Below are 13,290 nucleotides of genomic sequence, written 5' to 3' on the forward strand. Positions count from 1 at the left end.
CTCGCGTGGACGGGCCTCCCATGTCTCATATGCCGAGACAATATGTCCAAGGATTTGACCAGCGACGGGAAGTCGGCGAAAGTGGCTTCCGTGCAGAGCGGTTCCATCATTCTCGTAGTACTTGGTCGGCGCGCAGGCTGATCAAGCACTTCCACCTGCGCGCGCCCCTCGACCGCCATCCGGCGGCGGGGGTTTTTTGTTGGCCGTGTTAGCCCACCTTCAGCCCGACTCCAGCCCGACTCTCCCCAAGGAAACAGGAACATGACGACCGAACAGATGACGGGAGCCCAGGCGCTGGTCCGCGCCCTGGAGAACGTCGGCGTCGATACGGTGTTCGGCATCCCCGGAGGGGCGATCCTCCCGGCGTACGACCCGCTCTTCGACTCGAAGAAGCTGCGCCACATCCTCGTCCGGCACGAGCAGGGCGCCGGCCACGCCGCGCAGGGCTACGCGATGGTCACCGGCAGGGTCGGCGTGTGCATGGCCACCAGCGGCCCCGGCGCGACCAACCTCGTCACGCCGATCTCGGACGCGTACATGGACTCGGTCCCGATGGTGGCGATCACCGGCCAGGTGCCGAGCGCCTCGATCGGCACCGACGCCTTCCAGGAGGCGGACATCGCCGGCATCACGATGCCGATCACCAAGCACAACTTCCTGATCACGCGGGCGGAGGACATCGGGCGCACGATCGTCGAGGCGTTCCACATCGCCTCCACCGGCCGGCCCGGCCCGGTCCTGGTCGACATCTCCAAGGACGCGCTGCAGTCCACGTTCGGCTTCGAGTGGCCCGTCCAGATGCAGCTCCCGGGCTACCGGCCCGTCACCCGGCCGCACTCCAAGCAGGTGCGCGAGGCGGCACGGCTGATCGTCGAGTCGCAGCGCCCGGTGCTGTACGTCGGCGGCGGCGTCATCAAGGCCGGCGCCTCGGCCGAGCTCAAGGTCCTCGCCGAGCTGACCGGCGCGCCCGTCGTCACGACCCTGATGGCCAAGGGCGCGCTGCCCGACAGCCACCCGCTGCACATGGGCATGCCCGGCATGCACGGCAGCGTCGGCGCGGTCGGCGCCCTGCAGAAGGCCGACCTGCTGGTCACCCTGGGCGCCCGCTTCGACGACCGGGTCACCGGCAAGCTCGACGGCTTCGCCCCGCACGCCAAGGTCGTGCACGCCGACATCGACCCGGCCGAGATCTCCAAGAACCGGCACGCGGACGTCCCGATCGTCGGCGACGCCCGCGAGGTCATCGCCGACCTGATCGTCGCGGTGCAGAACGAGCACGAGCACGATCACAAGGGCGACTACGAGGACTGGTGGCGCCAGCTCAACGCCTGGCGCGAGACGTACCCGCTGGGCTACGACGCGCCCGCGGACGGCTCGCTGTCGCCGCAGCAGGTCATCGAGCGTATCGGGCAGCTGGTCGGCCCGGAGGCCTACTACGTGGCGGGCGTCGGCCAGCACCAGATGTGGGCCGCGCAGTTCATCAAGTACGAGCGGCCCGGCGCGTTCCTCAACTCCGGCGGCGCGGGCACCATGGGCTACGCCGTCCCGGCCGCGATGGGCGCCAAGGTCGGCGCGCCGGACACCCAGGTCTGGGCGATCGACGGCGACGGCTGCTTCCAGATGACCAACCAGGAGCTGGCGACCTGCGCGATCGAGGGCATCCCGGTCAAGATCGCGATCATCAACAACGGCAACCTCGGCATGGTCCGGCAGTGGCAGACGCTCTTCTACAACGAGCGCTACTCCAACACCAACCTCCAGGGCCCGGCCGACGGGTCGGCCGCCTCCGCCGTCCGGCGGATTCCCGACTTCGTGAAGCTGGCCGAGGCGTACGGTTGCGTGGGGCTGCGCTGCGAGAGCGCGGAGGACGTCGACGCGACCATCGCCAAGGCGATGGAGATCAACGACGCTCCCGTCGTGATCGACTTCGTCGTCCACCAGGACGCCATGGTCTGGCCGATGGTGGCCGCCGGCACGACCAACGACGACATCAAGATCGCGCGGGACCTGGCGCCCGACTTCGAAAACGGAGACTGACCGATGAGCCTGCACACCCTCTCCGTCCTGGTGGAGAACAAGCCCGGCATCCTCGCGCGGGTCGCGGCGCTGTTCTCCCGGCGCGGGTTCAACATCGAGTCGCTCGCCGTCGGCACCACCGAGCACCCGGAGATCTCCCGGATGACGATCGTGGTGAACGTCGAGGAACTGCCGCTGGAGCAGGTCACCAAGCAGCTCAACAAGCTGGTGAACGTGCTCAAGATCGTCGAGCTGGACTCGTCCCAGTCGGTGCAGCGCGAGCTGGTCCTGGTCAAGGTGCGCGCCGACGCCGAGACCCGCTCGCAGGTCCTGGAGACCGTCACGCTGTTCCGCGCCAAGGTCGTCGACGTGGCCCCCGACGCCGTCACCATCGAGGCCACCGGCAACCGCGACAAGCTGGACGCCTTCATCCGGGTGCTGGAGCCGTTCGGCATCAAGGAGCTGGTCCAGTCGGGCATGGTGGCCATCGGCCGCGGCGCCCGCTCCATCACCGACCGCTCGCTGCGCGCCATCGAGCGCAGCGCGTGAGCCCCAACCCCAACACCGCAAGCGAAAGGCAGCACCACAGTGGCTGAGATGTTCTACGACAACGATGCCGACCTGAGCATCATCCAGGGCCGGCACGTCGCCGTGATCGGGTACGGCAGCCAGGGGCACGCGCACGCGCTCTCCCTGCGCGACTCCGGCGTGGACGTCCGGGTCGGCCTGGCCGAGGGCTCCAAGAGCCGCGAGAAGGCCGAGGCCGAGGGCCTGCGGGTGCTCACGGTCGCCGAGGCGGTCGAGGAGGCCGACCTCGTCATGATCCTCACTCCGGACCACCTGCAGCGCGGGATCTACGAGGAGCACATCAAGCCCAACCTGGTCGAGGGCGACGCGCTCTTCTTCGGTCACGGCCTCAACATCCGCTACGGCCTCATCGAGCCCCCGGCTGGCGTCGACGTGTGCATGGTCGCCCCCAAGGGCCCGGGCCACCTGGTGCGCCGCCAGTACACCGCCGGCCGCGGCGTCCCGGTCATCGTGGCCGTCGAGCAGGACCCGACCGGCAACGGCTGGCCGCTGGCCCTGTCGTACGCCAAGGCCATCGGCGGCCTGCGCGCGGGCGGCATCAAGACCACCTTCACCGAGGAGACCGAGACCGACCTGTTCGGCGAGCAGGCCGTGCTGTGCGGCGGCCTCTCCGAGCTGATCAAGACCGGGTTCGAGGTGCTCATCGAGGCCGGCTACCAGCCCGAGGTGGCCTACTTCGAGTGCCTGCACGAGGTGAAGCTGATCGTCGACCTCATGTACGAGGGCGGCATCTCCAAGATGTACTGGTCGGTGTCCGACACCGCCGAGTACGGCGGCTACAGCCGCGGCCCGCGCGTGGTGAACGCCGGCACCAAGGCCGAGATGAAGAAGATCCTCGGCGAGATCCAGTCCGGCCAGTTCGCCAAGGAGCTCGTCGCCGAGTTCGAGGGCGGCCAGGTGCAGTTCGGCAAGTACCGCGAGGAGCTCGCCGAGCACCCCATCGAGAAGACCGGCGCCACCCTGCGCCCGATGATGAGCTGGCTGAACGACTGACCCGGCACCGCATCCGAAGCGGGGACGCCCCTTAGGGCGCCCCCGCTTCCGCGTGTTCAGCGGGTGCGGCGGACCAGGCGGACCAGGCGGGTCGGGACGAGGCGGCGCAGCCGGCGGCGGAGCCTGCCGGCGAACCGGGGTGGCCTCTGGTCGCCGCGGATCAGCACGGCGAGGTGGCCGCCCCGGGTGAAGTAGATCTTCGCCGTCGTGGCCGTGCCGAGGGCGCGGCGCTGCGGCTCGGCCTTGATCCTGTCGCCGCGGATCGTCCCGAAGCGGGCCTCCCGGGTGACGCCGAGGGTGGACGCGGCCACGTGCAGGTCCCAGCGGCCGGGGCCGACGGCGGAGGCGACCGGGTCGATCTGCGCCTCGAAGCCGTCCTCGTGCGGCTCGGCGGGGAACCGGTGCTCGACGCCGCTGCGGCGTTCGCGGAGGATCACCTCCACCTTGGTCTCGCGCGCCTCGACCCGTTCGATGCGCGCGTGGCCGCGGACGCGGAACCTCCTGCCCTGCCACGCGACGGCGTCGAGCCGGTGCTCCACGCCCACCTCGCCGGTGATGTCGGCGTACTGCCGGGGGACGCCGCGCAGGTACGGGTAGACGGTGTACACGCGTCCGCCCACCACGACGGCGCCCATCCTGGTGCCCTCCGACTCCTCCCGGATCATGCGCTCCAGCTCGTCCTCCAAGCCGTGCATGATGCAGAACGCGCGGAGCCGGTACGCGACGGGGAGGGCGTCGCGGGCGGCGTCGCTGAGGCCGTCGCCCAGCACCTCGCGGGTGCCCTGGAGCAGCCGCCGGCGCTGCGGGCCGTCCATGGCGAGGAACCGGTCGTCGTACACGCGGAGGACGTCGTGAAGCACACTGATCGCGCAGTCCGAAGTCACAGGCTCTCCTGAAGGCGGGGACATCCGTTACGGTAAGGGCCCGGCTGATCGCCCACGGTGAAATCCGGCTCAGCGTGTCGTTACGGCAACCTGGATGCATACTCGGTATTGCGCCCGGGATACCTCGTATGCATACTTGGTACGCATGTCGATCCGTCACGGTCTCCTGGCACTTCTGGCCCAGGGGCCCCGCTATGGCTACCAGCTGCGCGCCGAGTTCGAGTCGTCCACCGGGGCGACCTGGCCGCTCAACATCGGGCAGGTCTACTCCACGCTCTCCCGGCTCGAACGCGACGAGCTCGTCACCCGGGTCGGCGCCGACGACGAGGGCCGCTTCGTCTACCGGATCACTCCGGCGGGCGAGGAGGACGTGCGGCAGTGGTTCACCACCCCCATCGCCCGGGCCGACCGGCCGCGCGACGAGCTGGCCATCAAGCTGGCCATGGCGGTGACCACCCCCGGGATCGACGTCCGCCAGGTGGTCCAGGCGCAGCGCACCGCGACCCTGAGGTCGCTCCAGGACCTCACCCGGCTCAAGGCCGACGCCCCCGCGATCCCGGTCGAGTCCGGTGACCGTGCCTGGCGCCTGGTCCTCGAATCCATGCTCTTCCAGGCCGAAGCCGAGGTGCGCTGGCTCGACCACTGTGAGGCCTACGTCGTCCGTGCCGAACACGCGGACCGCGCGGCCCCGCCCGCTCCGGTGCCGGCCGAGGAGTCCGGTACTCCCCACACCGCGAAGGGGGGACGCCGATGAGCGTCCTTGCCAAGCCCCACGCCCCCCAGGAGACGCACACCGTCCTGGAAATGCACGCCGTCTCCCGCGACCACGGCGCGGGCGCCAACCTCGTGCACGCTCTCAAGGAGATCAGCCTGGTCGTCGCGGCCGGGGAGTTCGTCGCCGTGATGGGCCCGTCCGGATCCGGCAAGTCCACGCTGCTCACCCTCGCGGGCGGGCTCGACGCGCCCACCGCGGGCCGGATCGTCGTCGAGGGCGCCGATCTGACCACGCTCGGCAGGGCCGGGCTCGCGGCGCTCCGCCGCCGCAGCGTCGGGTACGTCTTCCAGGATCTCAACCTGATCCCGAGCCTCACCGCGGCCGAGAACGTGATGCTGCCGCGCGAGCTCGACGGCGTCCGTGCCCGGCAGGCCCGCCGGGAGGCGGCCATCGCCCTCCAGGAGGTGGGCATCCCCGAGCTGGCCGAACGCTTCCCCGACGAGATGTCCGGCGGCCAGCAGCAGCGGGTGGCGATCGCCCGCGCCCTGGCCGGCGACCGCCGCCTGGTCCTGGCCGACGAGCCCACCGGCGCGCTGGACAGCCAGACCGGCGAGGACGTCATGCGCATCCTGCGGGCGCGCTGCGACGCCGGGGCGGCCTGCCTCATGGTGACGCACGAGTCCCGGCACGCCGCCTGGGCCGACCGGGTGATCTTCCTGCGGGACGGCCGGATGGTCGACGCCACCGGCGGGCGTCCCGGTCCCGAGTCTCTCCTGCAGGAGACGCGATGAGCCGTCGCGGCGCCGGGTACGGCGTCGCGCTGCGCATCGCCCGGCGGGACGCCGTGCGGGCCAAGGGCCGGACGATGCTCGTGCTGTGCATGATCGGGTTGCCGGTCATGGCGATCGTCGCCCTGTCGGTGCTGTTCAAGACCGGCGAGTGGTCCACCCGGGAGTCTCTGCCATACGAGCTGGGCCGGTCCGACGCGCGCCTCACCGGAGCGGCGCGGTCGCCGGTGGAGCAGAACCCCGACGAAACGTCCTTCGGCGGCGCCGGCATGGACGACACGCCCAAGCCGTGGACCACCGAGGAGATGACCCGGCGGGTCCAGGCGAAGTACGGTCCGGGAGCCAAGGTCCTGCCGTACGTCCAGGGCAAGGCGGTGGTGATCAGGACCGAGCGCGGTGCGCTGCATGCGGAGGTCACCGAGGTCGACCTGCGCGATCCGCTGACCGCCGGCCTTGTCAGGCTCACCCGGGGACGGCTGCCCGCCACCGCCGACGAGGTCGCGCTGCCGCCCTCGTTCGGGGACCGCGGATTCCGGATCGGCTCGGCCGCCAAGATCGATGGCACCGGGGCGCAGAAGCGCGTGGTCGGATTCGTCCAGGACCCGCTGACGATGGGACGCCCCCTGGCGGTGGCCCTGCCCGGCGCGTTCCCGTCCCGGGACGGCGCGGGGAACGGCCCGGCGGGGGTTGCGGACGCCGGCACGCAGTGGCTGATCGGTACCGGTGGCAAGCCGGTCACCTGGGCGGACGTGCGCGACTTCAACAAGCTCGGCATCACCGTCCTCTCGCGCGCCGTGGTCATGAACCCGCCGCCGGCCGGCCAGATCCCGGCGGGGGCCGGGAGCGAGCCGAGCACCGACAACACCACGATGGCGATCGGCGCGATGATCGTCGCGATGGTGGTGCTGGAGGTCGTGCTGCTGGCCGGCCCCGCGTTCGCCGTCGGCGTCCGGCGGCAGCGGCGCCAGCTCGCCCTGGTCGCCGCCAGCGGCGGGGACGCCCGGCACCTGCGGGCCGTCGTGCTGGCGGGGGGCATCGTCATCGGCGGCACCGCCGCCCTGATCGGCGCGGTGGCCGGCATCGGGCTCGCCGCGATGGCCGGGCCGGTGTACGAGAACTACTCCGGATCCCTCCTGGGCCCGTTCGAGGTCCCGTGGGTCCTGGTCGCGCTGCCGATGGCGCTCGGCGCGCTCAGCGGGCTGGCCGCGGCGTACGTGCCCGCCCGGCAGGCCGCGCGGATGGACGTCGTGGCCGCGCTCGGCGGCCGCCGGGACCAGGCCCGGTCCCGGCCCGGCTGGCCCATCGCCGGGGGCGCGCTCATCGCCGGCGGCATCGGGCTCTGCCTGGTCGGCGTCCGGATCTGGCAGGAGTTCGGGGCCGCGCTCGGCGCCGTCGCCATCGTCATCGGCTGCGTGATGATCGGCCCGTGGGTGGTCGGCCTGGCGGGCCGCACCGCGAGCCGGCTGCCGCTGCCCATGCGCCTGGCCGTCCGCGACGGCGCCCGCAACCGCGGCCGCGCGGCGCCCGCCGTCGCGGCGATCATGGCCGCGGTGGCCGGGATCACGGCGCTCGCCATCGGGGGCGCGAGCGACTTCGCCCAGAACCGCGAGGAGTACCGCGCTCGGCTGCCGATGGGCACCACGCTGATCCAGACGACCGCGTTCGAGGGAGACCAGAAGGCGCTGGCCGAACGGGTGCGCCAGGCCGTCGAGCGAGAGCTGCCCGGCGTGCCGGCCGTGCCGCTGCGGAGCCTGCCCGGCCAGGACCGGGTCTGCACGGAGCCGGTGCCCGGCAAATGCCCGTTCGTGACGCTCGGCAAGGGCTACAGCGGACCCGAGACGATCGTGATCGACAACGTGGTGGGCGGGCCGCGGGAGGCCCGGCTGCTGCTCGGCCGGGACGACCCGGCCGTGACCGCCGCGCTGGACGCCGGGAAGATCGTGCTCTTCCATGTGCGGCCGCCCGCCGGCGGCACGGTTCCCGTCCAGGTGAAGGAGTACGTCCAGGACGAGGAGAAGGTGGTCCGGTCGCTCGGCGGGCTGCCCGCGATCGCGGTCCCGGACGCGACCGGCGTCCGGGCGCTGGTGCCGCCCGCCGTCGCGGCGAAGGCCGGGCTGCCGCTCGACACCGCCGCGTTCGGCATCGACCGGGCCGACCGCCGGCTGACCAAGGACGAGCAGTCCCGCGTCCAGGAGCGGCTCGACGGGATCACGCAGGGCTTCAACTCGGCCGAGGTCTACGTCGAACGCGGCTTCACCGAGTCGTTCAGCCAGATCCTGCTGTTCCTCGGCCTGGCCGGGACGCTGATGGTCCTCGGCGGCTCCCTGATCGCGACCGGCCTCTCGGCCGCCGACTCCCGTCCCGACCTGGCCACGCTCGCCGCGGTGGGCGCCCGGCCGCGGACGCGCAGGCTGCTGATGATGGGGCAGGCAGGGTTCATCGCGATCCTCGGATGCTGGCTCGGCATCCTCGCCGGGCTGGCGCCGGGCATCGCCGTGGCGCGGCCGCTCACCAACATCGACTACTCGCGCGCGGAGAGCGGCTCCATCGACACGACGGGCCACGGGACGATCGTCGCCATCCCCTGGGAACTCCTGGGCGCCATCGGCATCGTGGTCCCGCTGATCGCGATGCTGGCCGCCGGCCTGTTCACGCGATCCCGCCTCCCCATGGTCAGACGAGCGGCCGGCTAACCCGCCCGGGCGACGCGCCGAAGGCGACCCACAAGAAAGAGCGACCGTCCCGGAACGAGCGGAGTGGCTGGGCGAGTGGCTGTGTGCTCCGGCACGCGGCCGCTCGGCTTTGTCCGGTGTGGGACACGGGGCGTGGCGGGGCCGTCACCCGAGCGCTTCGGATGCGTGGCCGGGACTGGTAGCCTCCTGGCGCGTGGCTGAGGCGGTAGCGGTGGGAGAGTCGACGGACGGCGACGGTGCTCCGGCGCGCGTCCCCTGCCGTGTCCGCCGTCGGGTTCTCCGGCTCCGTCCGCTGCCCCTGCTGGTCGCCGCGACCGCGCTGTTGTACACGACGTACTCGCTGCTGCGGATCTACACGTTCCGCGCGACGACCTACGACCTGGTCCTGTTCGACCAGGCGATCCGGTCGTACAGCCGGTTCGGGCTGCCGGTCGCCATGGTCAAGGGCGTGCACAACGGCTTCGGTACCGACTTCTCCATTCTCGGCGACCATTTCTCGCCGATGCTGGCGATTCTGGCGCCGCTCTACTGGATCCACGACGGCCCGGAGACGCTGGTGGTCGCCCAGGCGGTGCTGCTGGCCCTGGCGATCGTGCCGATCTGGCGCTACACCGAACGCAGGCTGGGCGGCGCGGCGGCCTACGCGGTCGCCGGGGCCTACGTGCTGGCGTGGCCCGTCGCCGAGGCCCTCGCGTTCGACTTCCACGAGGTCGCGTTCGTGCCGCTGCTCTCGGCGCTGCTGGTCGAGCGGTACGACGCGGGACGGCGCGGGCAGGCGGCGCTCGTGGCCGGGTTGTCGCTGCTGGTCAAAGAGGACATGGGCCTGCTGCTGGTGGGGTTCGGCCTGTTCCTGCTCACCAGGGAACGGCGGGCCGGGGCGGTCTATGTCGTGGTCGGCCTGGTCGCGACCTGGGTGAGCTCACGGGTGCTGATCTCCGCCTTCGGAGGCGACGACGACTACTACTGGGCGTACGGCTCGTTCGGGCCCGACCTGCCGAGCGCGGCCCTGCACCTGCTCACCCATCCCTGGGACGCGGTGACGGCGCTGGGCACGCCGTCGCTGAAGCTGAAGACGATGGTGCTGCTCGTCGTGCCCCTGCTGCTGCTTCCGCTGGCGTCCCCGCTGACGGTGATGGTCGTCCCGCTGCTGGCCGAACGGATGCTGGCCGACCGGATCCCCAACTGGTGGGAGCCCCGCTACCACTACAACGCCTTCCTGATCGCGGTCCTGCTGCTCGCCTCGGTGGACGGCGCGGTCCGGCTCCGCCGGCTGCTGCCCGGCCGCCTCCGCCTCGTCCCGGCGATCGGGCTCCTGGCCGCCGCGGTCATGACCGTGCCGTTCTTCTCGTTCCGGGAGTTCGGCGACGCCTCGTTCTACCGGCGGGACGAGCGGGCGCGCGCCGCCGCGGCGGCGGTGGCGCTGGTGCCCGACGGGGCGCTGGTCGAGGTGGCCAACCCGCTCGGCCCGGCGCTGTCGACGCGCGCCCGGGTGCTGCTGTGGGACGGGCTGCCCCGTGAGGCGCCCTGGGTGATCGCCGACACCCGCGGGCGGCAGTTCCCGTTCGAGTCGCGGGACGAGCAGGTGCGACGCGTGGAAGCGCTGGTCGCGAGCGGTTACCGGCCTGTCTTCCAGCGGGCGGGCTTCATCGTGTTCCACCGGCCGGGCCCCGATCCGGAGCCCATCCCGCGCAGCGACCGCGACGGATTGCCTCTTACCAGACCACCGTCAACTGGTCAGGAAAGTTGATCACTAGAGTCAGAAAGCCGGTGAAGACGCCGCTTCCGGGCATTTGCCCTATCCTTTTCGCGCTCTTTGCCCGATACTTAGAGAAAGTCGCGACGGCGGGCGGACTGCCCTCCGCACCCTGGGCAAACACTCGATGTGACCGCAGCCGTGGTGGCGGTGGGGCGGAGTCATGAGTGGCGATCATCACCGGGAGACAAGGGCGGAGACCCTCGCGCGCGGGCTGCAATATATTCCCTTGCGCGCATTGTCCGCGGCAGGTAATTCCCTGAATGCCGGTCCCCGTTCGGGGGCGAAAATTGGCAGGGAGTCGTGACGTGGGGGCGGCACCGGACCGGGCCGTCCGGCGGTGGGAGACCTGCGGGCGGGCATGGATCGCCGTCCTGCGGCACGTGTGGGCGGCCGGCGAGGCCGGCATGGAGGACCACGGCCCGATCATCGAGGGCCCGCCGATCCTCTTCGAGATCGCCTCGCTGAGCTGGGAGGATCCCATCCTGCGCGAGTACGGCGACGGCGCGCGGATGTCTCGCTGGGCGCAGGATCGGCCCCGGCGGGCGATGGACGGCGAGCTCGGCGAGCGGCTGCGGGACCTGAACGGAGTGCACCAGCTGCACTGGGTGGCGGATCTGCTCCGCTCGCGGCCGTGGACGACCAGCGCGTGGATCTCGCTGACCGTGCCGGGCGAGGACGCCGAGGCGATGCCGAGCCTGGCCGCGCTCTCGTTCCGCATCCGGGACTATCGGTTGATCATGACCGCGATGTTCCGCTCCCAGAACGTCTACCGCGGCTACCTGGCCTACGTCCCGCTGCGCGGCATCCAGCTCGAGGTGGCCGACGACCTCGGCCTGCCGCCGGGCCCGCTGCGCGTCTTCATCGACGTCCCGCACATAGAGGTGGCCGACGCCAACGGTGTCGCGACCGTCCTCGCCGCCATGCCGGAGCCGAACGCGGCCTGACGCTGAGTTCCCGAGGGCCGCCCATCGGACGGCCCCCGATCAGGCCGGGTGGTGGAACGGCTTACCGGCCTTTCATCTTGAGTGATCTGCGTCACGTCGTGGATCGTTCCATTCGGTCGGCTCATCGGGTAGGGAGGCGTGCGGTTCGGGCGGGCGGGACGAAAGGGGGCGTTCGTGTGTGAGTCCGGCTGTCCGCCGAGCGGACGGCGGGCGCGGGATAGACTCGGCTAACGGGGCGCGCGCACGACGAGGTGAGTCGCGACTTCAATCCAGCACATCACCTGCACATCCATCTTCCTAAGGACTGTTCCTTGAGCAAGCCTGTCGTCCTCGTCGCTGAAGAACTCTCCCCGGCCGGCATCGCGGTCCTGGAGTCCGATTTCGAGGTCCGTTCCGTCGACGGGGCCGACCGCGAGCAGTTGCTCCCGGCCGTCGCCGACGTCGACGCGCTCATCGTGCGCAGCGCCACCAAGGTCACCGCCGAGGTGTTCCAGCACGCCAAGAAGCTGCGCGTGGTGGCGCGGGCCGGCGTCGGGCTCGACAACGTCGACGTCGAGGCCGCCACCAAGGCCGGCGTCATGGTCGTCAACGCGCCCACCTCCAACATCGTCACCGCCGCCGAGCACGCGATCGCGCTGCTGCTGGCCACCGCGCGCAACGTGCCGCAGGGCCACGGCGCCCTCAAGCAGGGCGAGTGGAAGCGGTCCAAGTACACCGGCGTCGAGTTGCAGGGCAAGACCGTCGGCGTGCTCGGCCTCGGCCGCATCGGCGTCCTGGTGGCCCAGCGGCTGGCCGCGTTCGACATGAACGTGATCGCCTACGACCCGTACGTGCAGGCCGCCCGCGCCGCCCAGCTCGGCGTGAAACTCGTCACCATCGACGAGCTGCTGCGCGAGAGCGACTTCATCACCGTGCACCTGCCCAAGACGCCGGAGACCCTCGGGCTCATCGGCGACAAGGAGCTGCACAAGGTCAAGCCGAGCGTGCGCATCGTCAACGCCGCCCGCGGCGGCATCGTCGACGAGGCGGCGCTCGACCTGGCGATCAAGGACGGCCGGGTGGCCGGCGCCGGCATCGACGTGTTCAGCACCGAGCCGTGCACCGACAGCCCGCTGTTCCACCACGACAACGTCGTGGTCACCCCGCACCTCGGGGCCAGCACCCACGAGGCGCAGGAGAAGGCCGGCACGCAGGTCGCCCGCTCGGTCAAGCTGGCGCTGTCCGGCGAGTTCGTGCCCGACGCCGTCAACGTCCAGGGCGGCGCCGTCGCCGAGGACGTCAAGCCCGGCCTGCCGCTGGCCGAGAAGCTCGGCCGCATCTTCACCGCGCTGGCCGGCGGCGTGCCGGTCCGGCTGGACGTGGTGGTCCGCGGCGAGATCACCGGCCACGACGTCAAGGTGCTGGAGCTGGCCGCCCTCAAGGGCGTCTTCGTGGACGTGATCGAGGAGGCGGTGACCTTCGTCAACGCCCCGCTGCTGGCCCGCGACCGCGGCGTGGAGGTCACGCTCACCACCAGCGAGGACTCGCCCGACTGGCGCAACGTGGTCCAGGTGCGCGGCACGATGGCCGACGGCTCGGTGGTGTCGGTCTCCGGCACGCTCACCGGTCCCAAGCACAGCGAGCGGATCATCGAGATCAGCGGCTACGAGATGGAGCTCGTCCCGACCGAGCACATGGCGTTCTTCACCTACACCGACCGGCCCGGCATCGTCGGCGTGACCGGCAAGCTGCTCGGCGACGCGGGCGTCAACATCGCCAGCATGCAGGTCGGCCGCGCGGCCAAGGGCGCGCAGGCCCTGATCGCGCTCACCGTCGACTCGGCCATCCCGGCCGAGCTCGTCGACGGCATCAAGGCCGAGATCGGCGCCGAGATGGCCCGTCGGGTCGACCTGGAGTCCTGACCGCTTCCTGCC

Annotated in this window: 10 protein-coding genes; 9 read left to right on the plus strand and 1 reads right to left on the minus strand. The window is 71.4% G+C overall.

Annotated features, from left to right (window positions below):
• The first annotated feature begins 177 nt into the window (after positions 1–177).
• The 3 genes from ACGFNU_RS08715 to ilvC are packed head-to-tail and all read left to right on the plus strand — an operon-like array spanning position 178 to position 3,597.
• A complete protein-coding gene (locus tag ACGFNU_RS08715; protein WP_392593458.1) occupies positions 178–2,037 on the plus strand; it encodes an acetolactate synthase large subunit in 1,860 nt (619 codons plus the stop codon).
• 3 nt (positions 2,038–2,040) lie between these two features.
• Entirely contained in the window at positions 2,041–2,565 is a 525-nt protein-coding gene (gene ilvN, locus ACGFNU_RS08720) for an acetolactate synthase small subunit (protein ID WP_392591530.1), read from the plus strand.
• A gap of 48 nt (positions 2,566–2,613) precedes the next feature.
• The gene (gene ilvC, locus ACGFNU_RS08725; protein ID WP_392591532.1) at positions 2,614–3,597 is read left to right on the plus strand and encodes a ketol-acid reductoisomerase; all 984 of its coding nucleotides are present in this window, start codon (positions 2,614–2,616) and stop codon (positions 3,595–3,597) included.
• A 56-nt stretch (positions 3,598–3,653) separates the two neighbouring features.
• On the opposite strand, the gene ACGFNU_RS08730 is transcribed toward ilvC, so the two are convergent.
• Positions 3,654–4,481 carry a hypothetical protein gene (locus tag ACGFNU_RS08730; RefSeq protein ID WP_392591534.1) on the minus strand — a complete coding sequence of 276 codons (828 nt, stop codon included), beginning with the start codon at positions 4,479–4,481 and terminating at the stop codon, positions 3,654–3,656.
• A 145-nt stretch (positions 4,482–4,626) separates the two neighbouring features.
• On the opposite strand from ACGFNU_RS08730, the gene ACGFNU_RS08735 reads away from it, so the two are divergent.
• From ACGFNU_RS08735 to serA, 6 genes are all read left to right on the plus strand, one after another.
• Complete coding sequence (locus tag ACGFNU_RS08735; RefSeq protein WP_392591536.1) at positions 4,627–5,235, plus strand: PadR family transcriptional regulator; 609 nt, start codon at positions 4,627–4,629, stop codon at positions 5,233–5,235.
• Positions 5,232–5,987 carry an ABC transporter ATP-binding protein gene (locus ACGFNU_RS08740; protein ID WP_392591538.1) on the plus strand — a complete coding sequence of 252 codons (756 nt, stop codon included), beginning with the start codon at positions 5,232–5,234 and terminating at the stop codon, positions 5,985–5,987. The genes ACGFNU_RS08735 and ACGFNU_RS08740 overlap by 4 nt, the downstream gene beginning before the upstream one ends.
• Entirely contained in the window at positions 5,984–8,677 is a 2,694-nt protein-coding gene (locus tag ACGFNU_RS08745; RefSeq protein WP_392591540.1) for an FtsX-like permease family protein, read from the plus strand. The genes ACGFNU_RS08740 and ACGFNU_RS08745 overlap by 4 nt, the downstream gene beginning before the upstream one ends.
• A gap of 193 nt (positions 8,678–8,870) precedes the next feature.
• A complete protein-coding gene (locus ACGFNU_RS08750; RefSeq protein ID WP_392591542.1) occupies positions 8,871–10,424 on the plus strand; it encodes a DUF2079 domain-containing protein in 1,554 nt (517 codons plus the stop codon).
• A gap of 314 nt (positions 10,425–10,738) precedes the next feature.
• On the plus strand, positions 10,739–11,377 hold the full coding sequence (locus tag ACGFNU_RS08755) for a hypothetical protein (RefSeq protein ID WP_392591544.1): 639 nt from the start codon (positions 10,739–10,741) through the stop codon (positions 11,375–11,377).
• A gap of 311 nt (positions 11,378–11,688) precedes the next feature.
• On the plus strand, positions 11,689–13,278 hold the full coding sequence (serA, locus tag ACGFNU_RS08760) for a phosphoglycerate dehydrogenase (protein ID WP_392591546.1): 1,590 nt from the start codon (positions 11,689–11,691) through the stop codon (positions 13,276–13,278).
• The last annotated feature ends 12 nt before the right edge of the window (positions 13,279–13,290 follow it).

Origin of the sequence: Spirillospora sp. NPDC048911, from assembly GCF_043198015.1 — a bacterium.
Classification (GTDB): Bacteria; Actinomycetota; Actinomycetes; order Streptosporangiales; family Streptosporangiaceae; genus Spirillospora.

Excerpts from the sequence above, each read along its gene's own strand:
- ilvN (WP_392591530.1), top strand. The coding sequence starts at position 2,041 with ATGAGCCTGCACACCCTCTCCGTCCTGGTGGAGAACAAGCCCGGCATC.
- ilvC (WP_392591532.1), top strand. The coding sequence starts at position 2,614 with ATGTTCTACGACAACGATGCCGACCTGAGCATCATCCAGGGCCGGCAC.
- ACGFNU_RS08735 (WP_392591536.1), top strand. The coding sequence starts at position 4,627 with ATGTCGATCCGTCACGGTCTCCTGGCACTTCTGGCCCAGGGGCCCCGC.
- ACGFNU_RS08740 (WP_392591538.1), top strand. The coding sequence starts at position 5,232 with ATGAGCGTCCTTGCCAAGCCCCACGCCCCCCAGGAGACGCACACCGTC.
- ACGFNU_RS08745 (WP_392591540.1), top strand. The coding sequence starts at position 5,984 with ATGAGCCGTCGCGGCGCCGGGTACGGCGTCGCGCTGCGCATCGCCCGG.